At 34.7% G+C, this 23,125-nt stretch carries 22 protein-coding genes and 3 pseudogenes; 10 read left to right on the top strand and 15 right to left on the bottom strand.

Features of this window, described 5'->3' with window-relative positions:
* Positions 1–319 precede the first annotated feature (319 nt).
* The 10 genes from MKL36_RS13860 (at position 320) to MKL36_RS13815 (ending at position 10,978) form a co-directional block, all read left to right on the top strand.
* Positions 320–1,750, top strand: coding sequence for a gamma-aminobutyraldehyde dehydrogenase (locus MKL36_RS13860; protein WP_021510594.1), 1,431 nt, complete (start codon positions 320–322; stop codon positions 1,748–1,750).
* Positions 1,751–1,778: 28 nt separating this feature from the next.
* Positions 1,779–2,549, top strand: a complete 771-nt coding sequence (locus MKL36_RS13855) for a nuclear transport factor 2 family protein (protein ID WP_001041177.1) — start codon at positions 1,779–1,781, stop codon at positions 2,547–2,549.
* A gap of 59 nt (positions 2,550–2,608) precedes the next feature.
* Positions 2,609–3,328, top strand: a complete 720-nt coding sequence (locus MKL36_RS13850) for a FadR/GntR family transcriptional regulator (protein WP_001277431.1) — start codon at positions 2,609–2,611, stop codon at positions 3,326–3,328.
* A 74-nt stretch (positions 3,329–3,402) separates the two neighbouring features.
* Entirely contained in the window at positions 3,403–4,110 is a 708-nt protein-coding gene (locus tag MKL36_RS13845) for a cache domain-containing protein (RefSeq protein ID WP_000191921.1), read from the top strand.
* Between the two features lie 194 nt (positions 4,111–4,304).
* On the top strand, positions 4,305–5,636 hold the full coding sequence (locus MKL36_RS13840; RefSeq protein ID WP_000428074.1) for an APC family permease: 1,332 nt from the start codon (positions 4,305–4,307) through the stop codon (positions 5,634–5,636).
* 19 nt (positions 5,637–5,655) lie between these two features.
* A complete protein-coding gene (locus tag MKL36_RS13835; protein ID WP_021510595.1) occupies positions 5,656–7,101 on the top strand; it encodes an NAD(P)/FAD-dependent oxidoreductase in 1,446 nt (481 codons plus the stop codon).
* 144 nt (positions 7,102–7,245) lie between these two features.
* On the top strand, positions 7,246–8,604 hold the full coding sequence (locus MKL36_RS13830) for an amino acid permease (protein ID WP_079747750.1): 1,359 nt from the start codon (positions 7,246–7,248) through the stop codon (positions 8,602–8,604).
* Between the two features lie 381 nt (positions 8,605–8,985).
* Positions 8,986–9,345 (top strand): hypothetical protein, encoded by a 360-nt coding sequence (locus MKL36_RS13825; protein WP_000416092.1) that lies wholly within the window; start codon positions 8,986–8,988, stop codon positions 9,343–9,345.
* 238 nt (positions 9,346–9,583) lie between these two features.
* Positions 9,584–10,054, top strand: coding sequence for a hypothetical protein (locus tag MKL36_RS13820; RefSeq protein WP_021510597.1), 471 nt, complete (start codon positions 9,584–9,586; stop codon positions 10,052–10,054).
* A gap of 57 nt (positions 10,055–10,111) precedes the next feature.
* A complete protein-coding gene (locus MKL36_RS13815; RefSeq protein ID WP_021510598.1) occupies positions 10,112–10,978 on the top strand; it encodes a tetratricopeptide repeat protein in 867 nt (288 codons plus the stop codon).
* 121 nt (positions 10,979–11,099) lie between these two features.
* Here the strand turns inward: MKL36_RS13815 and MKL36_RS13810 are convergent, their stop codons facing one another.
* The 15 genes and pseudogenes from MKL36_RS13810 to MKL36_RS13735 form a co-directional block, all read right to left on the bottom strand.
* On the bottom strand, positions 11,100–11,843 hold the full coding sequence (locus MKL36_RS13810) for a tetratricopeptide repeat protein (protein WP_021510599.1): 744 nt from the start codon (positions 11,841–11,843) through the stop codon (positions 11,100–11,102).
* Positions 11,844–11,986: 143 nt separating this feature from the next.
* Positions 11,987–12,463, bottom strand: a pseudogene (locus tag MKL36_RS19065) (SEL1-like repeat protein); the annotation flags it as partial.
* Positions 12,464–12,747: 284 nt separating this feature from the next.
* Positions 12,748–13,008: a hypothetical protein gene (locus MKL36_RS13795; RefSeq protein WP_000957066.1), complete on the bottom strand. Its 261-nt coding sequence runs from the start codon at positions 13,006–13,008 to the stop codon at positions 12,748–12,750.
* A 472-nt stretch (positions 13,009–13,480) separates the two neighbouring features.
* The gene (locus tag MKL36_RS13790; protein ID WP_021510602.1) at positions 13,481–13,960 is read right to left on the bottom strand and encodes a tetratricopeptide repeat protein; all 480 of its coding nucleotides are present in this window, start codon (positions 13,958–13,960) and stop codon (positions 13,481–13,483) included.
* Positions 13,961–14,130: 170 nt separating this feature from the next.
* Positions 14,131–14,856 carry a tetratricopeptide repeat protein gene (locus MKL36_RS13785; RefSeq protein ID WP_021510603.1) on the bottom strand — a complete coding sequence of 242 codons (726 nt, stop codon included), beginning with the start codon at positions 14,854–14,856 and terminating at the stop codon, positions 14,131–14,133.
* Between the two features lie 117 nt (positions 14,857–14,973).
* On the bottom strand, positions 14,974–15,273 hold the full coding sequence (locus MKL36_RS13780) for a hypothetical protein (RefSeq protein WP_000717400.1): 300 nt from the start codon (positions 15,271–15,273) through the stop codon (positions 14,974–14,976).
* A gap of 58 nt (positions 15,274–15,331) precedes the next feature.
* The gene (locus MKL36_RS13775) at positions 15,332–15,592 is read right to left on the bottom strand and encodes a hypothetical protein (RefSeq protein WP_021510604.1); all 261 of its coding nucleotides are present in this window, start codon (positions 15,590–15,592) and stop codon (positions 15,332–15,334) included.
* 12 nt (positions 15,593–15,604) lie between these two features.
* Entirely contained in the window at positions 15,605–15,748 is a 144-nt protein-coding gene (locus MKL36_RS13770) for a hypothetical protein (RefSeq protein WP_002041943.1), read from the bottom strand.
* Positions 15,749–15,893: 145 nt separating this feature from the next.
* A complete protein-coding gene (locus MKL36_RS13765; RefSeq protein WP_227521653.1) occupies positions 15,894–16,214 on the bottom strand; it encodes a hypothetical protein in 321 nt (106 codons plus the stop codon).
* Between the two features lie 40 nt (positions 16,215–16,254).
* Positions 16,255–16,374, bottom strand: a pseudogene (locus MKL36_RS13760) (RHS repeat-associated core domain-containing protein); the annotation flags it as partial.
* Positions 16,375–16,817: 443 nt separating this feature from the next.
* Positions 16,818–17,065: pseudogene (locus MKL36_RS13755) on the bottom strand (MetQ/NlpA family ABC transporter substrate-binding protein); the annotation flags it as partial.
* 280 nt (positions 17,066–17,345) lie between these two features.
* On the bottom strand, positions 17,346–18,311 hold the full coding sequence (locus MKL36_RS13750; RefSeq protein ID WP_021510607.1) for an RDD family protein: 966 nt from the start codon (positions 18,309–18,311) through the stop codon (positions 17,346–17,348).
* A 48-nt stretch (positions 18,312–18,359) separates the two neighbouring features.
* The gene (locus MKL36_RS13745) at positions 18,360–18,812 is read right to left on the bottom strand and encodes a hypothetical protein (RefSeq protein ID WP_021510608.1); all 453 of its coding nucleotides are present in this window, start codon (positions 18,810–18,812) and stop codon (positions 18,360–18,362) included.
* Between the two features lie 407 nt (positions 18,813–19,219).
* The gene (locus tag MKL36_RS13740) at positions 19,220–22,465 is read right to left on the bottom strand and encodes a DEAD/DEAH box helicase (RefSeq protein WP_021510610.1); all 3,246 of its coding nucleotides are present in this window, start codon (positions 22,463–22,465) and stop codon (positions 19,220–19,222) included.
* Positions 22,466–22,656: 191 nt separating this feature from the next.
* Positions 22,657–23,097, bottom strand: a complete 441-nt coding sequence (locus MKL36_RS13735) for a hypothetical protein (protein ID WP_000842611.1) — start codon at positions 23,095–23,097, stop codon at positions 22,657–22,659.
* Positions 23,098–23,125: the final 28 nt, after the last annotated feature.

Below are 23,125 nucleotides of genomic sequence, written 5' to 3'. Positions count from 1 at the left end.
TCACTGCATTCAAACTTAAATTAAACATGGGGTGAGCCAACTATACGGCTGAGCTCATCCATTCCCTTTCATTCAAAAATTTCTCTATCGCTGCTCGTTAAATCTAAAAGCGCCATCCTCATGATGAACCTATTCTAACAATCCTCAATAAATTTTTAATTTTTTTAAATAATCAAAATCAAAAACTTAAAATCTAATTTGATTTAAATTCTCACTTTTTCACTCACTCCCCTCATCAAAGCATTTGACAGAAAATTTAAAACATAATACATATAGTATTATATGTTATATGTTAAAACCTAAGGACAAGGTATAAAAAATGGCTAAAACTCAACTACAACACTTCATTAACGGCGAATATGTTGCTAGCAAAGGAAATGATTTCTTCGATTTGGTAAGCCCAGTCACTGGTGAAGTCTATGCACAATCGCCGAATGCGACCGAAGCAGAAGTTGATGCAGCTTATGCTGCTGCAAAAGAAGCATTTAAAATTTGGGGACGTAGTACACCTTCGACTCGTCAAAAAGCATTACTTAACTTGGCAGATGCTATTGAAGCAAATGCTGACCGTTTGATTGAAGCGCAAAGCCGCAATACAGGTCAGTTAAAACATTTAATTGCATCTGAAGAAGTAGGTGCATCGGCAGATCAAGTTCGTTTCTTTGCAGGCGCTGCCCGCTTACTCGATGGCACAGCAACTGGCGAATATTTAGAAGGTTTAACTTCTTCTATTCGCCGCGAACCAGTCGGCGTGGTCGGCCAAGTTACACCTTGGAACTATCCACTCATGATGGCGGTTTGGAAAATTGCTCCTGCTTTGGCAGCGGGTAATACTGTCGTATTAAAACCAAGTGACACAACTCCTGAAAGTACCCTTTTACTTGCAGAAATTGCTGCACCATTTTTTCCGAAAGGTGCATTTAACGTGGTGTTAGGCCAAGCACAAGTCGGTTCAAAAGTTGTATCACACAAAACCCCTGCTCTTGTTTCGATTACAGGTTCAGTTCGCGCCGGATTACAAGTTGCTGCTTCTGCTGCTGCAAATTTAGCAAAAGCTCATCTTGAACTTGGCGGTAAAGCACCTGTACTGGTTTTTGAAGATGCCGATCTTGATAAAGCCGTTGAAATGATTGCTTTAACAGGCTATTTCAACGCAGGCCAAGACTGTACTGCTGCAACACGTGTGATTGTGGCTGAAACTGTTCATGACGAGTTTTTAGCTAAACTCGTTGAAGCTGCAAAAAATACCCGTTTTGGCGATCCAGATGATCAAGACGCGCTTTATGGTCCACTTAACAATGCCAATCAATTAAAGAATGTTAAAGCGTTTATCGACAACTTACCTGCTCACGCCAAAGTTGAAACAGGCGGAAAACAGGCAGACCGCCCAGGCTTCTATTTTGAACCGACTGTTATTAGTGGCCTAAAACAACATGATGAAGCCATTCAGAACGAAATTTTTGGACCAGTAATTACGGTTCAGAAATTTACAGATGAAAATGATGCCATTGAAAAAGCCAACGATGTTGAATATGGCCTAGCTTCAAGTGTTTGGACCAAAGACCATGCTCGTGCAACACGCCTGTCACGTGAACTTGATTTCGGTACAGTTTGGATTAATACCCATATTCCTTTAACCGCGGAAATGCCACACGGTGGCTTCAAAAAGTCAGGATATGGTAAAGATTTATCTGGTTACGGTTTTGAAGAATATACCCGTGTTAAACATGTGATGAGTTCAAACGAATAATAACAATGCGTTTTGAAAGGAGATCAAAATGAATAAGCAAGAAATGAAAGACTTGGTGACTAAAGCCCATCACGAACTCTTTAATTTGCATGACACCACTGCTCTAGACCGTTATTTTTCTGAAGACTTTATAGAGCACTCACCACTCGTTGCAAATGGTATTTCAGGTCTTCGTCAATTGGTAGAAGATTGTCCCGATATGCAACACGAAGCTGTACGTGTACTAGCAGATGGTGACTTGGTTGCAATTCATGGCCGCTTTCAAGGCTTAGATGAAAACCCATTGGTTGGTTTTGATATTTACCGAGTAAAAGACGGCAAAATTGTCGAGCATTGGGATGGTCTTGTGGCAGAAGCTGCGCCGAATGTAAGCGGTAGAACTCAACTAGATGGTCCGACTGAAATCGTAACTCACCATGACCCAGAGAAAAACCGCGAGATTGTGACGTCTTTCTTCAAGAAGTCATTAATCGATGGAAATTATGAAGCCTTTAAAGAATATACCGACGGCGATCAGTTCATTCAACATAGTCCAGATATTGGTGATGGCGTTAAAGCCGTGATTGATTTTTTGAACAATATCCGTAATGAAGGACAAGGTTTGGTATACTCAAAAACGCATCGCTCCATTGCTGATGGTCAATTTGTATTGACACATTCCGAAGGCAGTATTGCCGGAAATCGACATGCCTATTTTGAACTATGGCGAGTCGATAATGGCAAAATTGTTGAACTTTGGGATGCAATACCTGCTGTGCCTGAAGATGAACAGGCTGTCCATGGTTATGGCGTGTTTTAATAACTATTTATCCGCTTCATTAAGCTAAGTCTTTTGACTTAGCTTTTAGAGAATTCGCCATGTCAGCATATACGATAATTTTTGCGCCTATTGCTCAAGCAACTCGTTCGGAACAAGTTGTAGAACGCTTGGAAAATGCAATTATCTCTGGTTTGCTCAAAAGCAATGAACAACTTCCTAATGAAGCAGACTTAGCACGCTTAATGGGAGTTTCACCAATTACCGTTCGCGAAGCCTTAAATACTTTACGCGTAAAGGGTTTAATTGATACACGTCGCGGAAGAAATGGTGGAAGTTTTGTTTGTGAGCTACCTTCGGATTTACTTTTAAATCAACATCCTTTGCGCCAAGCTTCAAATGAGTATCTTGCCGATTTAGGTGAGTTTCATAGTGCAATTTTAAGTCATAGTGCCTATCTGGCCGCTCAAAGAACAACTGAATACGAACTTAACAAAATCAAAGAGTTAATTGATCAATTTGAACAAGCCGTTGAGGCAGATACACGTGCACAGCTTGATTTACGTTGTTTACTCACACTCACCTCATTTGCCCAATCTTCAAGACTGGCAAATCAGGAACTCACTATTCAGGCTGAATGGGCTCCGCTCATTGCCGTGCTTTATCAAGATGATGATTTTCACCGTGAAGTTGTAAAACAATATCACCATCTTTTGTCGTCTTTTATTGACAACAATGAAAATGAAGCTGTTATTCAAGCCAGAAAAATTGTTTCAATGCTCACTGACCAAATGCTTCGATATAAGTTATCGAGTGAATAAAAAGAATAAAAATAAGAAATGAGATGGCTTATTAATACACAAGTTAGGAATATGGAATTTTAGGAGTTATAGGAATGACCCAACATTTAGATGTAGAAGAGCTTCAAAATTTGTTAAAGACGGTAGTTGACGAAACAACCTCTATTACGGAAACACTCGCAAGTAAAGCAAGTAAAATTCTGTCGAAACACGCTTCTGAAAAAAATGCAGATATTAAGCTTTCAACTTCAGAACGCGCTGCTTTGCAGAAAGAAATTAAAAAAGCTCTCTCTCAGAGCCATTATAGTCAAGGTACGGGTTTTGCTAGCTATAGTCCGGCAACTCAAGATGAGCAAGACTATTGGACGCTAGAATGGTGGTATAAAAAAGAAGATCAATTACAACAAGCGAAACTTGAAAACTACCAAAATGCGCAGCGCTTTTTAGATTTCCGCTCATTTGAGTGGTTCCATAAACCTGCACAAAATAAAAGTCCATGCATACATGGTCCTTATGTGGATTATATTTGCAATGGTGCCTATACCATTACCATTGCTCACCCTGTCATGATTCATGACCATTTTATCGGTGTCATTGCGACCGATATTTTAGTTTCGGCCCTTGAAAAACTACTTATGCCAAAACTCAAAAACATTAAGCAAAAGGCGGTCATTATGAATGATTCATCTCGAGTCATTACTTCAAATGACATTAGCATCAGAACCGGGACATTATTTAAAGCTAAGACTGATCAACAGTTTTTCTCGCAACCCTGTCAGTCTTTCCAGTTGGTTGTCATCTAAAAAGCAAAGAATATTGGCCTTTTATTCCCGCTTTAGTGTACCACCAAGGTGATATAGCACTCTAAGCCCTAGCTGTTGTTCAAACTTTCTTCAAACAGACTTGTTTATTCAGGTCTAGGGGAAGTTTTGGCCTAAAAATAGCATCGCCTTTCTGGATGAAAAGCAAAAACAACGAAATTTGAGGTTGAAAAGACATGGAAAATAAAGCGTCTTCCTTAAAAAAATTATCGCTATGGCAAGTGACAATTATTGGTATTGCCTATATGACCCCCATGACGGTTTTTGATACTTTCGGTATTGTTTCCGGAATTACCAATGGTCATGTCCCTCTCGCATATTTGCTTGCTTTAGGTGCTATGTTGCTTACTGCTTGGAGCTACGCAAGGTTTAGCCAAAATTCGGAAAAATCAGGCTCAGCCTACAGTTATACTGCCGAAAGCTTAGGACCCAAAAGTGGTTTTTTTGTCGGTTGGTGCTCTCTACTCGACTATCTGTTATTACCACTCATCAATGTGTTACTGGCTGCAATTTATCTCACCGCACTGATTCCAAGTTTGCCTTATTGGTTTTGGGTGCTGGTATCGGCGGGCCTTGTGACTTTAGTCAACTGTTTCCGTATTCGGTTACTTGCCAACTTAAGCCTCGTGTTTGTGTTCGCACCCATTATCCTCATGGTCATTTTTGTATATTTAGTGGTCCGGGGTATTGGCTCTACCCAAGGTTACGAACATGTACTTACCTTGGCTCCCCTATGGCATGGTCAGCAATCACTGTTACCACTTGTTGCTGGGGCCTCCGTTCTATGCTTTTCATTCTTGGGTTTTGATGCGGTCACCACCCTTTCAAATGAAACCAAACAACCCACCAAAAATATCCCCCGTGCAGTCATGTTAACTACACTTGCTGGCGGAGCTATTTTTTTCACAGCCGCTTGGTTTATTCAGCTTTATTTTCCAAACAATGTCCGTTTTCACCATCCTTCAGAAGCGTTACCAGAAATTGTGCTTTATGTCGGTGGTGCTTTGTTTCAGTCCATCTTCTTATGCGGACAAATTATGAACACTGTCGCCTCTGGCCTTGCCTCACATGCCAGTGCTTCGCGTTTACTGTATATAATGGGTACCGACAATATTTTCCCTAAAAAGTATTTTGGAACCATCCATAGCTCTTTAGGGACACCCTTTTTCTCGGTTTTATTTGTCGGGCTTATTTCAATGTCGGCTATTTTCTTAGATTTAGCTCAAGTTGTCAGTCTGATCAGTTTTGGTGCGCTCGTTGCATTTACAGCCGTAAACTTCTCAGTTTTTATGAAATTTTATATTAAAGATAAGCAACGTTCAGGTTTTAAAAATAAATTTCTAAACCTATTTTTACCGCTGTTATCGGTCGTCAGCATTATTTGTTTATGGCTCAATCTCGACTCGTCTTCACTGACTTTTGGATGTTTCTGGTTGGCTTTAGGCATTCTCCTATTCATTTATAAAACGATTAAAAAACAAAGTATTGCAATTAGTAATGCTTATTAATTTTTTAAGGAACTTCGTCATGAAAATTATTTCTAAACCTCAACTTTTAAAAGATGTGGAATACAAACCAAGTCAGTCTTTACAAGTGGGTAAAGAATGGAGCTGGTTAAATCCAAAACATGCACAATTTGATACATCCACGGTTAACGGCACTTCGGTAGATAACCCAGCAAACTACTATGAAAGTTCCCTCTCGAATTGGCATACATTTGACAGTTTAAATGCTGACATCGAGTGTGATGTGGTTGTTATTGGTGGTGGCTTATTAGGTTCATCAACTGCCTTACATTTAGCTGAACAAGGTGTAGATACGGTTTTATTAGAAAAAAATCGTATTGGTAGTGCAGCTTCAGGTCGAAATGGTGGACAACTCACCCCGGGTTTAGCACGTTGGGAAGCTCAAGAAATGGCCGATCGACTCAGCTACGAAGATGCCAAAAAGTTATGGCATTTTACTTCTACTGAAGCGATGCAACTGATTGATGATATCTCTGAAAAATACCAACTCAACTTTGACCGTAAATACGGCCATATTACTGCCGCCGTTCACGAGGGACATTTGGTTGGCTTAACACAAGGTGCCGATGCCCGAAAATACTTAGGTGAAGACCATACCCGTATTGTGGGTAAACATGAACTCATGGACTTTATTAAGTCAGACTACTATACAGGTGGTTTAATTGATGAGTTAGGTGGACAAATCCATCCGTTGGCTTTAAACCGTGGCTTAATATATGGCTTTTGCCAAAACGGCGGCTCTGTGTATGAGCAAACAGAAGTTATTTCAATAGAAGAAAAAGCAGATGGTATTTATGTTCACACAGTAAATGCAGTCGTGAAAGCCAAAAAGTCTGTGGTTTTAGCGGTACACCATGCTTCATTTAAACTTTTATCTGAACAGAACAATACCACTATTCCGTTTTACACTTATGTCGCGACCACCGCTCCTTTAGAGCTTGATACCAAAGAGCTTTTGCCATTTGGACATCCGGTTTATGACACTCAGTTCCAGATTGATTACTACCGCCCTGTCTTTAATAACCGCTTATTATTTGGTGGACAAGGTACTGGAACATGTTGGGGACCAGAGAAAACTCTAAATTATCTAGAGCATCGAATTCATACCGTATTCCCGCAAATTAAAAATCTAGAGATGGATTTCGTCTGGAGTGGAACTACTGATTTAACGGTAAATGGTGCAGTCGATAGCCGTAAATTTGGCAACAAGTTCCCGATTTATGCTGTTCACGGCTGGAGCGGTCATGGCGTAGCGCAGACAGTACGTATTGGTAAAGCCATCGCAAATGATTTTGTTGGCCAATCGAATGACTTTGAAATGTTATCTAAAATTGACCATCAAAATATTATTTTTGGTCGTACCCTTGCCCCAGTTGTTATTCCACTCGCTAAAAGCATGTATGGCCTCGGTGCAATGATTAATCCGGGCAAAATGGTTTCTTTCTAATTTATAAAAACGTCATTTTCTAAAAAAGATTCGTACAGTTTTGTGCGAATCTTTTTATATCAAAGCAATATTCATTTTCAAACTAGGTTATCCCTTTTCAATCTATTACAATAACGCCGGCTTCTTTATTCAGCGCATAGTATTTTGAGTAACTCATCTTCCCAACTAAAACGTGGACTTAAAAATCGTCACATCCAGTTAATCGCTATGGGTGGTGCTGTGGGCACAGGACTATTTTTAGGCTCGGCACAAGTCATTCAATCTGCTGGTCCTTCAATCATTTTGGGTTATGCCAATGTCGGTTTGGTTGCATTTTTAATCATGCGCCAAATGGGTGAAATGATTGTCGAAGAGCCTGTAGTCGGTTCTTTTAGCTACTTTGCACAAAAATACTGGGGAAGATTTCCCGGTTTTTTATCGGGCTGGAATTATTGGGTAGTGTACATTTTGGTTGCCATGACCGAGCTTACCGCCGTGGCTAAATATGTACATTATTGGTGGCCTCATATCCCTGCTTGGGTTTCAGTTTTATTTTTCTTTGGGCTGGTCACTTGCTTGAACTTGGGCAATGTTAAATTTTATGGCGAATCTGAATTTTGGTTAGCTATTATTAAGGTTGCTGCGGTCATTTCAATGATTGTGTTTGGCTTATATTTACTGCTTACCGCGGGTAGTGACTCTATCGCTAGCTTTTCAAACCTATGGCAGCATGGCGGATTTTTCCCTCATGGATTCTCGGGCCTATTTTATATGCTCGCTTTTTTAATGTTTGCATTTGGCGGTATTGAACTCATTGGAATGACCGCTGCTGAAGCTGAAAATCCTGAAAAAAGTATTCCACAAGCCATTAACCAAGTTATTTTCCGAATTTTGGTTTTTTACGTGGCTTCGCTGGCAATTATTATGTCGCTTATTCCATGGAATCAACTGGACCTTGGCGGTTTAGATAAGAGTCCATTTGTCATGATTTTTAGCCAACTGGGCATTGGTTGGGCAGCACATTTACTGAACTTTATTATTTTAACTGCTGCCCTTTCTGTTTATAACAGTGGGATGTATGCCAATAGCCGTATGTTGTACGGGCTAGCAGTTCAAGGCAACGCACCTAAAGTTTTTGCAAAAGTAAGCAAACAAGGTGTACCTACATCCGCGGTTACCTTTTCTTCTATTCTAATTTTTGGGTGTGTATTACTTAACTATTTCATACCAGAAGAAGCTTTAAGCTATCTTATGTACATGGCTGTAGCAGCTTTGGTTTTAAACTGGGCAATTATTAGTTTTACCCATTTAAAATTTAAACGTTCGATGAAGCTTGAAAATAAAGTTGCCAAATTTCCTGCCCTATTTTCACCTTTGAGTAACTATATCGTTTTGACTTTTATTGGCATGATTTTATATATCATGTGGACTCAAGGCTTTGAAAAGTCGGTAATTCTCATTCCAATCTGGATAGCCTTTATGTTTGGGCTATATACAATTTTGAGTTGGAAAAAATCACTCTAATCTTCAAATAAGGCTTATTCAAACAGGATAAGCCTTTATTATTTTGGGGTTTACAAACAATTGGCCTTCAGAACAAACCAATTATGCCATATGCCTATTTCTAATTTAATTCACAATAATTAATTCTGAGATATTTTATGTATTCTTTATTCATTCTAAAACAAGCAATTAGCCTATATTCAACAGATCATGATTAAAATACAAGTGTTTACATGATCTATAATTATTTGTGCTTATGTTCAGCTAAAATCGAGGCTGACAAAGTATATTGTTGCGATGCCCTTCTAGGAAAAAGACACTTCATCTAACCCAGTGCTTTACCCACATATAGATCTCGCACTATTCACTGCGTCGCTCAATGATGAAAGACAGGAAAATTTTATGGAAAAAACACTGCAATGTCCGAAATGTGGTTCTACAGAAATTGAAACACGTGATCATGACAAATTACTTAAAACCACTGGCGGTGTTTTATTAACAGCTGCAGGCACTACGGCAGGTACTGTAGGCGGCGCCGCAACTGGTGCTACTGTAGGGGCAGCGATTGGTACTGTTGCCGGACCATTAGGTGTAATTGTTGGTGGAACTGTAGGAACATTTGTCGGTGCAATCAGTGCAGGCATTACTGGCGGTGTGGTAGGTAATATTTTTGGTAAAAAAGCAGGCGTAATGATTGATAAAAATATATTTCAGGACTATCGCTGCTTGAAGTGTAAATACCGTTTTAAACAGAAGAAATAAGCTTATTTCATTAAGCCTATTTTTAAAGCACGTTCATGACTTTAAAAGATAGGAAAGCCACTATTTAGGTTGCTTTCCTCCCTCTCTTATCTCATCTTATTCAAAGAAAAAAATAATCTAATAACTAACTATTACCGATACTATATTTTATGAGTAGACTATAAAAATCAGTCATTTACTTTACGCTATTCATAAGATATGAAAGAATTGTGGCCTCATATAACTTTTGAAATTTAAAATGAAAAAATTATTACTTTTAAGCTTAATTAGCATTTTCAGCTCATATAGTTTTGCAGAGGACAATAGCTCGATTTATCGGGGACTTGGTACTGGTCCTGAAGATTTTTTAAAGTTTCAAATTCTTAAACAAAAAGGTTTCCTAGCCAAAAAACCTAATATTTCAAGAGCAGACTATAACGATATATACAAACTCAAAAAACCTTATGAATTTATGGGACAAAACGTTGTGCTTATTTCAGATGAATATATGTCTGAATATGTGGGCTGTTGTGTGAGTGAAGGTTGGGGAGCTGTATTTAAACAAACTTCTAATTTGAAATTGATTGAAAAATTTGCAAAAACAAATCAATGTAGTTTCGGCCCTATAGAGTCAACAAGTGATTACTATGGCTTTAAAATTCGTTCTCTGCCAAAAGGTAATTACTATGAATTATCATGTCGCGAACGTGACTTAGCTCAGTCTGAATAGATAGAAGTTAAATTCTGAAAATAAGAGCCAAAGTAAAATATCTATAGAGGATAAAAGATGTTACCAAAAAGAATTTTTCTAACTATTTGTCTCTTAAGCATCCTGAATTCAGGATGGGCAAAATCTATAAAACAAACAGATGACAATACTAAACAACAGCAATCTAGTCAGACTAATACTAATATAAAAAACAATATTGATTTAACTGATATTCAGTCAAAAGCTGAAAAGGGAGATTCTGAAGCAGAGTACAATTTAGGTGTAATATATGCGGAAGGATATAAAGATATTCAAGCCGATATTCTAAAAGCTATTGAATGGTACACTCAATCTGCAAATAAAGGTTATGTTAATGCTCAATATAATTTAGGTTTATTATACAAGGGAAATGAGTATATTAAGCCAGATTATGTCAAAGCAAAATATTGGTATGAGAAAGCCGCAGCACAAGGTGACATTGCATCCTTAAATGAACTTGGAAATTTCTACAGTAAAGGTTTAGGTATTAAGCAGGACTATCAGAAAGCTATTAAATACTACTTAGATGCTGCAAATGCGGGTGATTCAGATGCTCAAACAAATCTAGCAACCATGTTTTTACATGGCAGAGGAGTAACTCAAAACAAGCTAGAAGCTTCTCAATGGTATTTGAAAGCTGCCGTCCAAGGAGATATTGATGCCCAATATAATTTAGGGCTTATGTATTTACTCGGAGATGGTATAAAACAAGATTATGCTCAAGCACAAAAATGGTTTTTGTCAGCTGCAAATCAAGGCGAAAGCAATGCACAATATCATCTTGGGAAAATATATAAAGACGGATTAGGAGTGGATAAGAACTTATCCTTAGCTCGTATTTGGTTTGAAAAGTCTGCTGAAGTAGGAAATTCATATGCAGCTCAAGAATTATTCAAGTTAAATTAATATTTATCTAAGCACTTAATATATAAAAATCTTATTTATATTAGATTTAAAAATATTAATTTAATTCAATTTATTAACCATATTCAATCCTGAACTTAGATATTATTCATCTAAACCCAGTTCAATTTAATAAATTTTTATCAACACCCACATTCTTTTTTATAATTTCTATATTTTTAGCAGCTTCTTGGTCTCCATGATCAGCTGCGAACTGATATAAATTTAGTGCTTTTTCAATATTTTTACTCCCTCCTCTCCCTTCATAATACATTCCAGCAAGGGTATAAGCTGCATTAATATTTCCACCTGTTTTATATGCTCTTTCAAACCATTTTCTAGCTTCGATAAAATCTTGTTTAACACCTTGTCCTTTAAAATACATTATTCCTAGATTAAACTGTGCACTATTCGACCCTAAATTAGCTGCTTGTTTAAATAAAGATAAAGCTTTTGTATTATCTACAGAAGTATCAACACCATCTTTATATATAATTCCTAATTGATTAATTGATTCTGCGTCATTTTCCCCCATACCTTCTAAAAAAAATTCCATCGCTTTTTTAACATTTCTATATTTTGAATTATCACTAATATAAATTAAACCCAAATTATATTTAGCATCCTCTTCACCTCGCTTAGCAGCTTTTTCAAACCAATAAACAGCCTTATCCAAATCTACTTTCTCACCACTTAAACCTTGTTGATATACTACACCCATATTATATTGGGCTACAGGGTCACCATTTTCGGCATCTTTTTGATATTTACTTAACTCACTATTAGAACTTTTAACTTGTATATTAGATGAATCACATCCTACCAAAGTTAATGGACTAAATATAAATATTGATAAAAAAAACTTCATAATTTCAGACTAATACTATTCTGGATTGACAAAGAAAACTCAAACCTTTATAAAGAAATAATATCTCTATAAAGATTCAGAAATGAAATATTCTTTCGACTTAAATAAAATATTTTAATAACCAAGTATTGATTATTAAAATATTATTTATTTTCTATTTCTCTAAGCTTATCCTTAGCTTCTATATTTCCATTAAGGCTAGCTTTTTCTAACCATTCTTTAGCCTCTTTCAAGTTATTACTTTTTTTACTATTTAATAAGATAAGAGCTAATTGCAACTGAGCATTTTCATGATTTTTATTTGCGGCTAGTCTATAGTAATATTCTGCTTTACTTAAATCTTTATCTCCCCCCAACCCCCTTAAATAAATAATCCCTAAAGCATTTTGGGCTGATGCATCTCCTTGCTTAGAAGCTATCTCAAACCATCTTTTAGCTTGATTATAATCTTTTGGATAACCTTCCTCTCCGTTTAAAAAGTTCATTGCAACGTTATATTGGGCATTAACATTCCCAGCTTCTGCCCATTGAAATTCATTATTTTTCTTATAAGTAGCGCTATAAGCATAAGCGCAAAAAAGTAAACTTAAGCTAAAAAAATTTAAAGTTTTAAAAAAAAAACATTATCTTAATCCTACGACCTTTTATCTATAAAATAATAAAATATTGATAATTTATAAACTTTCAAAATCAAAAATTTATTATTAAACTATCATTTATAACTTTAGTGCTTCCCAATTAAATCTACTTTTATTACTTTGCTACCATCCTATATTCTAAAGTAAATATTTTATGAAATTTTAACAGGTTAAATAGTCCAAAATCAACAAATAAAGCTTTTTCTATTCATTATATCCACTTGTATCTATACTCATAATCACTTCAGCTATAACTGTCAGCATTACTATTTCTTATCAAGATAATTTGCAAATATCTCAATTAAAAAAACAGCTAAGCTAATTATTAGCCCACCTCCAATACTTATGGCCAGCCCTAGCCCAATAGAACTTTTGTTACCATTTGATAGATCTAAAAATATCATCAATAAAAACATAACTATAGCAATAATAATGCCACGTATAATAATATTAATAATCGGATGTTCTGAAGCTTTAAAGTTCTCTATAAAAACACCCATGATCACTTCTACTAACATCGTTAACATTACTTCACCTTATTTCTTATTTGACTTATCTTTTTCAGTTGCGGCTTTAACTGTTCTTGAACCAGTTTACCCAATCATTTGTTCATTTGCGAATATAACCATTCCTGAAGCATTATTTTTAAGGAACTGTCCCATATTTGGCGCATTTAACACTATACTTTTCCAACCAACTTGACCAAATCCAGTCATAATATTTGAAAATAAGAATTCTATACCTAATCCTAATTTTTTTCCGTCTACTAGCTGCTGCCCTATAGGGTTGACCTAATGGGTTAAGTTACTTAAAAAGCAAAAGTCTTACTGATTTGGAGTACAATTACTACAGCAAATTATATGATTAATTTATAATTTAATTTTATTATACTTTAAAAAGTATAAAATGGGCCAATTAACTAATAAAATTTATTATTCACATATCATCCTAAGCTTAGATAATATTTATGTAACCCAGAAAAATTTAATATATTCTTTATTAATTATTTATTTTTTCTAAATAAACATCAGCTTCTTGATTACCAGATAATTTTGCTTTCTGAAACCATTCTTTTGCATTTTCTATATTTTTTTCAACTCCCTCTCCATTTAAGTACCTAATTCCTAATTGAAGTTGGCTATCAGTATCACCTTGTAAAGCAGATTTTCTATAATATTCTACAGATTTTGATAAGTCCTTTTTTGCTCCATAACCATTAAGGTACATTATTGCTAAATTATATTGTGATTTTGCATCATTTTGATCAGCAGCTTTTTTATACCAATTAAAAGCTTGTTCATAATCTACATTTAGATCATATTCACCGAATAAATATGCATCGCCCATTTGTGACTGAGCCCGAATATCTCCCTCTTCTGCTGCGCTCTTCAAATTTACAAATTCAGAATTTTCTGAACTATCAAGGCTATTACACCCTAATAATAAACTGAATATAAAGATATTTAAATATTTAATCATAGTAGACTCAAATTATTAATAAAGTTTTCACTAAAAAACTAATTTTCGAAAATAAATTTAGTTTTTCTTAAACCAATAATAATTACAAAAAATATTATATAATTAAGAATATACTGGTCTGAGCTTAGATATTATTTATCTTAGTCCAGACCAGTTTAATATATTCTTTACTAACAACCACACTCTCTTTTTATAATTTCTATATTTTTGGCCGCCTCTTGATCTCCTTGATCAGCAGCAATCTGAAGTAATTCAATTGATTTATTAATATTTTTTTCTACACCTCTCCCTTCATAGTACATTCCAGCAAGTATTTTAGCGGCATCTCCATCTTTCCCATTTATAATAGTCTTGTTATACCAATAGGTAGCCTTTTCATAGTCTAAAGGGATCCCTTCACCATTAAAATACATATTACCTAAATTAAACTGTGCACTTAAGTCCCCCAAAATAGCAGCTCTATTAAAAAGATTAAAAGCCTTATTATTATCCTGTTTTACACCAACTCCATCCTTATACATTCTTCCTAAAAAATTAAGAGCTACTCTATTATCTTTTTTTGAAAGCTCAGAAAAAGTATCTAAAGCCTTAGGAATATTAGTATATTTAGTTCCCTCTGTATAATAAATTATACCCAAATTAGCTTTAGCTTCCTCTTCACCCTGTTCGGCAGCTTTCTCAAACCAATAAACAGCCTTGTCCAAATCTACTTTCTCACCATTTAAACCTAGTTGATATACTACGCCCATATTATATTGGGCAATAGGGTCACCATTTTCTGCATTCTTTTGATATTTACTTAACTTACTATTAGAACTTTTAACTTTTACATTAGATGAATCACACCCCACCAAAGTTAATGCACTAAATATAAATATTGATAAGAAAAATTTCATATTTTAGAATAACACCCAATATAATTTAATAAATAATATAATATGCTATAAATTAGTGTTCTCCTACTTTCTAACTTAAGTTAATTTATATATACTTCTATTAAGAATATAAGGAAATTAAAATTCTCTTAACTTTTCTCTTAATAAAATATATACTTTTTCCACTCTAAATTTTAAAGTATTTTCATCATTAATTTCTTGATTATTTACTCTTTGAAGATGGTACAAATAGCTTCTCAATCCTATTATAGAATCCGACTTAGTTGGCAACCGATTTGGACTAATATAATCACTTTCGCTCCATTGGTCTATCTCTAATCTAGGATCAAAACTTAAAGCAAACTGAACAAAACTATTCCACTTATAGTCCGTAGGTACATCTTCAAGATTCAATTGATTCGTTGCAATTTTTTTCATTTCAACTTCCCTTTATAACTCCTATCACTACTTCTCTAACGTTTCTTAATATATAAAATCATTTCTTATCAATATAGTTAAAAAAAGCCTCTACCGCGAACAGAAAAATACTTACGGCCAAGCCAATTATCAGGCTGAATATTAAAGCAAACCCAATCGAAAAGTCCCAACCTTCTAGGATTGAAGAAAATAATGCTATAAAAAAGCCGATTACCGCCACCAAAAGGCCACGTATTATTATACTTATAATAGGGTGTTCTGATGCTTTAAAATTAGCAATGAAAACACCCATAATTACTTCTACCAACATCATTAGCATTATTTCACCTTACTATTTCTTACTTGATTTATCTTTCTCAGTCGCAGCTTTAACAGCTCTCGAACCAGCTTGTCCAATCATTTGTTCATTTGCGAATATAACCATTCCTGAAGCATTATTTTTAAGGAACTGTCCCATATTTGGCACATTTAACACTATACTTTTCCCACCAACTTGCCGAAAGCCCACAGCAGTGGAGGTTGTAGCGCCCCATCCACTTGTCACAGCACTAACAGCAGCAACTCGCCCAGTACGACAAGATTAATATCTTTTAAGCATTTACACTTAACTCCTAGAGAAATTATGTCCACCCCCCACCAATTCCCGCACTTGTGACAGCAGCTTTACCCACAGTTCCAGCAGTTAAACCGGCTCCTTCTAAGTGTGCTCCAGTACCAATAAATGGCGCAGCCACTCTTCCTACTACAGGTGCAGCAGCAGATACAGCGGCCACTGTGCCTACTACAACATAAGATCCATAACCTGCAACTGATGCTGCCGCTAAATTATTATTACCTATCGCCCCTAATACTCTTAAAGCACGAGCATCTTCAGGATTTTTAGCAAACCCAGCCATAGTATTTAGAAATAAGAAACCTATACCTAATCCTGATTTTTCCACCTACTGGCTGTAATCTCATTGGGTCCACCAATTAAGTAGCGTTATTTACATAAGCCGAAGTATTTAGTCCACCTTCCAACCCAATCGGATCTTTGATCATATATCTTGAGCTATGAGGATCATAATCGCGATAATGGTTATAGTGCAGTTCTGTTTCTTGGCCCATATTTTCAGGATATATAATAAAATATTTATCAATCCCTAAAGTTCCTACAAATAAATATAATTCAAATAATACTTTATCTCTAACAATACTATATATTCTCTCTAATAATTATTTGATCTTATGGATGAAAACAAATATTGTAAAATTTACTCTATTTGCTTTTTTACTAATGTTGGAAACGTAAAACTAGAGGGATCAAAAGCATTGTCCCATTATGAAACCTCACAAGTACTAGATAATTTTATATTTATAGCTTGAAATATATGAAGCTATTCTATTGATGATGTAATAAATAGTTTAAATTTATTCTTTTTTTTATTTCCGGATATAATCTTATTAAAAGTTTACTAAATTCTATCCAATCTTTTGAATAAAACAAAGCTAGACCGCGGTTGCCATGACTTAACTATGAAAATAATTTTAAACAAAAAAATTAGTTATTTGATGTCTGCAAATTCAGAAACAAGCTTATTGACTTCAACTTTTTTGCCACCAAATTTTTCATTTACTAACTTTTGAATTTTAGGTAAGTAGTAAAGTTCACCAATTTTTATATAGATCGGGTCATTTTTGTTTGCTCAAGCTACATTCAATAAATTGATATAAAGCTTAGTAGACTAATCAATAGGCTTACGAAGATAGAATTTTCAAGTACATTGAGGCCATCCACAAGTGCCAATGTATTGTCAGTCCTATAGAGTTAAATAGTGAGGATTATAGCTTTAAAATCCCTTCACGACTAAAAGCTAATTATTATAAATTATCATGTCATGAAAGTGACTTAGCTCAGTCTGAATAGATAGAAATTAACTTCTGAAAATAAGAGCCAAATAAGTTGTTTGGTTTGAATACTGATAAAGTCTATCTCAAATCAGAATTTTACTTCTAAAGCGGATATCAGAAATCTTTCTGAACAAACAACTTAATATTAACATTAATAATTCTTTAGTTAGCTGAAACGTAGGTTAGAAGTTGATCGATAAAAAGGATATTTGATTGAACTCAGAACTTTGCTGCTCTATAACGTTAAACTCTGTATCATTCTGCTCAACAGAATATAGACTGTACTGGCCTGTTGAAATTAGACCAAATTGAAGATCTGTTCTTAAGACCAAGAGTATCTCACTATTTCCATCCATCAATGCCGGGGTAACTTTTTTTAAATTTTCAATAAATTGCTGTGCAAAAAAAGGATTATTAAGCTTGTCTGGGCTTTTAATTCGAACATCAAAGTAATTTAATTTCCTATCGTTTATCGATTCTGAAGTTTCTTGAATATGTATAATTTCTGGCTGCATATCTTTTAATCGTGTCTGAATAATCTCTTCATTTTTTTCTTGGGATAAAGCTAGATTTATCACAAAAACCATGCAAGCAATTGCAAGTATAGAGGCAAAAGCTTTATGTTTCCGCCATGTAGAAGGTATTTTTATATTAGTATAATTTTGTTGAACGTTAATAACTATCGAATCTGATATAAAATCATGGATCGATCGACGGTTTCGGCTATTAAAAAGATAAAAATATATAATTAAAATTTGTAAGCAAATAAATAATAGCTTAATGCCCCAAGAGAGAGTTAAGTTTTCAATATAATCACTTAAAGAAATTAAACATAGAGGCGCAAATAGAATCGCAGCACGTGAAATAGATAAGGGAACTGATAGATTTTTTCCTTCCAGATCCAGCACTTTAATTTTTAATAACTGTTTTGCAAAAGTTTTTCCTAGATTTAAATGACTATTCAATAATCCAAAATATAAAATGACACACCAATAGCCCACTAAAGTAGAAATCACAGGATGCTGATGTAATAAACGCGAAAAAATACTAACAATAAGCCCACAAAATAGACTCACTAGTACAACATCAATAATAAAAGCAAAAGTCCTCCGCCAGAACCCAGCAATATAAGATGGCTGTAAAGACAAAATTATTCCTTATTAAGAGTAAATAAAAATAGATTTTATCAAATTTAACTATTTCTTCAACAATTCACCCAGTTTCTTGATATTCAATAATTCTTCATTTGTATATTTCATTTGAGATATTAAATGATTATTAGTTGATATTTCTATATATTGATCAGAAATATCGATCTTATTTCTTAACAAAAACTCAATAAACTCACCACCATTATCATTTTTATGGAATTCAGTAAAAAATAAGATTACATAAAAATTCTTTTTTTGATTATTATTTAATCCTAATAGAAATAAATTTATATTATTATAAAACTCACTATACGTTTGATCTCCACAAAATATATTCTTATTAATTAAATTAATTGATTTAATAATTTGACTATCTTTTGTTAAAATAGAAACCCTATTATTAAAATGATTAATACAAGTTTTTTTATCTATTATGGAACAGCCTATAAGAGATAATATTCCAATTAATAATAAAATTTTACTGATCTTATCTAACATTTACTTCTCACCAGTTCGTGACTTCTTTTCCAGCCAAAATTTATCCAGTTTTTGAACAAATTGCTTCCAAGGCATGTTTCTCTCTAACTTTAATAGTGGTAACTGTTTCAATAGAATCCAAAAAGATTTAAATCCTATGTAGCATGTTTTCATATTATTTTTCTTTATAAACAATTATACCTTTTAATTTTTTTCAAAGAGGTCATAAATAAAAACAACCTAATCATTATAAGTTGTTTTTATTCAGATCTATACAGGTATTTCTGTGTAGAGAATATTCATTTACTTTAAAAAAATATTGATGATCTATAATAGTATAGTTTTTTTATTGAGCTCATTACTGTTCTCCACATAGAAATCACGACTAAGTCAAAGCCTTTAATTTGGTTCTAATTAGTAATTCCACCCTATTCTAATTCAATTGATCGGTTTACTACATTTACCGTTTTCACCGGAAGTATATTAACGAGTGTTGAAAAATAGTCCATTTTAGACCAAGTATCCACATTACCGATCACATACAAACGACTCTTGGCTCGTGTCACAGCAACATTTAATAAATTTGGACTTGAGGAAGCCCAAGCTCTAGCTCCTTCCCCGGTACGATCCTTCGCTGTACCTAATACTAAAAATACGATATCCGCCTCTTTACCCTGAAAAGTATGTACAGTGCCACATTCAATGCCTTTTATTCCTGCCTCTTCAATACTGCTTTTACATGCTTGAATAACTTTTCTAAAAGGTGAAATGACATATATTTTAATTTTTGAACTATTAATTGTAGTTTTTCGCTTTTCTTCAAGCTTTCTTAAAGAATCAATCAATACATCAAGTTCTCCAGAATTAACAGGATGAGCAAAATCTATTGAATCTACATGCATCCATGTACTCACACCAATATCATAAGCTATATTTGCTGGTGTAGGCTTTCCTTCGCGGTCAACACGCCCCTGAACCATTTGACCCGCATAAGCAATACTGTTTGCAATAGAAAACATAGGGTCATCACAACGACGATGTGTTCTTAAGGGCATACCAGTCCAGATTCTTGATTGATTATCTCCACTACCATCATCAATCCATGAACCAAATGGCGTTATTCTGTCAGCAATTGTTTGTACAGATTCGAAGACAGGAGACCAAGATAAATCCACATCATTTTGTTTGCGTAGAATCTCAACTACACTATCTGGTAGTGTAAATACCGGTTCAACCTGCAAAGGGTCACCAATTAAAATAGCCCTTTTACTTCGCCAGATTGCACCTGCTGCAGATTGAGGTGTAGCCTGGCCTGCCTCATCAATTAATAACCACCCTAAACTATCTTGTCCCATGCCTGCAAAAAGCCGACTAAATGAAGCTAAAGTTGTGGAAACAACAGGAACCACAAAAAACAGGCTGTCCCAAATTACAGGACGATCATGAAGGGAAAGACCTTTGGTATTTCCTGAAAGCATTTGCCCGACCATTCTCAAATTACTTAAAAATCTTTTGGCATTAGATAAAATCGTTAGTCTGTGTAGCTGTATCGATTTAATAAAAATACGGGCACGAATATCATCGATAATTTCTGAAGTATTTACTGAAGTCCTATGCAATTCTTCAAACGATAATTTCCAAAAATCAGGCCCAATGACATGTCTTACCCCTAAAGCGTGTACCGCCTGTAAATCGGAAATCAACTTGTCGCATTTTTGCCTTATTACAAGAAGCTCATCATTTAATTTCAATAACTCCTGCTCGCAAATTTTTATAATTTTATGGCTTGATGTCTTATCATTGATGAGCTTTTCATAGCGAGCGGTAGTTTCTTGTAATGATAAAGTTGCTTCACTAATTCGCTTATCATAGACTTCTGTACGGTGAGTCCGGTAACCAAATAATGCACATAGACGATCCCATAACCGAGGTCCATGTGATATCTGAATTTGCCCTAATATTTGCTGTTTAGATTGTATTAAAATAGCCTGGTCTTGTAACTCTCCCTGTATTTGACGATATAAATCTTGATGCTTATTTAATTCTTCATTTTTGAGCGTAATCGTTTCCGATAATTCTTCCTTCTTCTCCATACATTCTGAAATAACAAGTGAAGCCTGCTCTGCTTTTATTAAAACTGAACGCTTTTTCTCTAATTCTTCAATTAATTCAATTAATTCACTTTTGACTGTGTGCCATTTCCGACAATAAGCACTAATATGAGGAATTGCATCCTCAAGTATTTGTTTCATCGATATAAATGAATTTTTGCTCTCCTCCTCATCATTCTCAGCAATATGATCCTCTTTAAAAAAAGCACGAGCAAAAGATCTCCGATTCGTACTGTTACCTAAAGCCGCAGCAATTAAACCCCATGCAGGAATTGTTTTTTGATTTTCATCCTGAACTCGTTGACTATCAAAAACTCCACTTATGACTTCAGAGAAATATAAAGAATCTGTTTCATACCGCTTGTCTAATTTACTAGTAGCAGGCAACTCCTGTGAAATATTTTTTACAGCATTGTTATTGTTGCTACTGACAACTATTGAGCTATCTCGCACCAACTCCTCAACAATGGGTGAAAATCTTCGTCCCATAAGCCGAATAGGCTGTTTAAATATAGCTTCAGGTGTAGAAAGTGCAGAAATTCGCTTAGCCCTATCAGTAATAACCGTCGCAATAACATCGCACAGTAAAGTTGTCTTCCCAGTACCTGGCGGTCCATTTACGCCGAGAATACCATCTTGATTTTTCAATGAGTTTTCTATATGAGCAACTACCGCCTGCTGTGCCAACACTAAAGGTCTATCTGGTGCGTTAGGCCAACGCGCAATAGGTAAATTGGCTGCACAGACAAGTTTTCCCATAATTTCATGATTTTTTAAAATATCTATTCGCTTATCATGAATAATTGAAGCCCCGAGATATGTAGATAACGCTTGGCCAAATGGTTGACTTAATGAACTTTGTTTCAGCATTTTATCTAGATCATCTAAATAAAATGAGTTCAGATAATTAACCTCTTGTTCAATATCCTCTAACGCTTTTTTTCTAGGTAATCGCTTTGTAGCAACTACGACTCGCCAATCTAATCCAATCTGCTCATCATGAGCAAAAATAGATCTAATTAAATCCGTTTCACTTTGCAAATCCTTCCATGAACATCGATAATCCTCTTTCAATTGAACTAAGCGATGACAACGCTGAGCAAACTCCTCCTTAGCTCTAGTAAGTCTTGCATTTAAGTCAATAAGGGGCTCTCCTTGACTTAAAGCCTGGGTACCATATACATAACTGGCTGGTGCATAGCTATCAGCACTTAGACATCCATTTTCGTTTACAGTAAAAGACGCTAACCACCCAGTACCCGAAATACGTTCACGTTCTTTATCACTCAACTCTTTGCTTACAATCTTACGCAAAACAAGTCTAGTCAATTCTTCTTGATCTGCTACACCAATATAAACTGTATGGATATACATATCTTTTAATGTTGGCTGATATTCCACCATTTCCCAAGGTAGTTTCTCACCAAATCTTAAAGTTATTATTTTTGTGAATTTATCATTATCTTTTGAAGTTGGAGCAGAAGGTATAGTAAATATTTCTAAATCACGCCAAAATGTAAGAATACGACTATACTCAATAAAGTTACTTTTCTTATTATCCATAAAGACTCTCGAAGCTATATAGTGTTAAAATCCTATTTAAAATAAATATATCATGCCTAGAATATTAATCCATTAGCACCATCATTCCAATATCATCAAGAATCTTCCTATACCATTTATAAATAGATATTTATCTTAAATTTAAACTCCTCAAACCGAATTAAATAAATAAGACTATAAATTTCAAAAACTTACTCCTCAGATTGCTCACACATATCATCTCCCCATTTGTTATAGCTATAAGATATAGCGTCAGAATTATAATCTGTTATATTGAGTTTCCCACCTTGGTAATCAAAAACACCTATCATAGTAGGGCTCACAACATTAATTCTATTATTTCTCCCTAAACAATAAGTATCAACTCCTTGTCCTTTGCCTTTTAACACCCAGCCATCTTCTTCTAATTGGTTGATTAATTTTTTCAATTTATTAGGATCTTTTTCAAACCTAAAAGAAGAAATTTGAACTTCTGCTTTACGTATTGAGTTCACAATTTCAAGGTTATCCCCTAATAAAGCTTTCATTTTCACTTCAAATGGATATTTATCAGAAGGTTGAGAATAAATTTCACCACACCCAGTAAATATAAAAAGTATAAAAACAACCAAACTCAACTTACTTGACTTCATATTTATTTAACCTACAACTAATCTCTCA

It is taken from the genome of Acinetobacter sp. AOR12_HL, assembly GCF_027855275.1.
Taxonomy (GTDB): Bacteria; Pseudomonadota; Gammaproteobacteria; order Pseudomonadales; family Moraxellaceae; genus Acinetobacter; species Acinetobacter baumannii.
The sequence above is the reverse complement of the archived record's forward strand: the minus strand, read 5'-3'. Positions and strand labels throughout refer to the sequence as shown.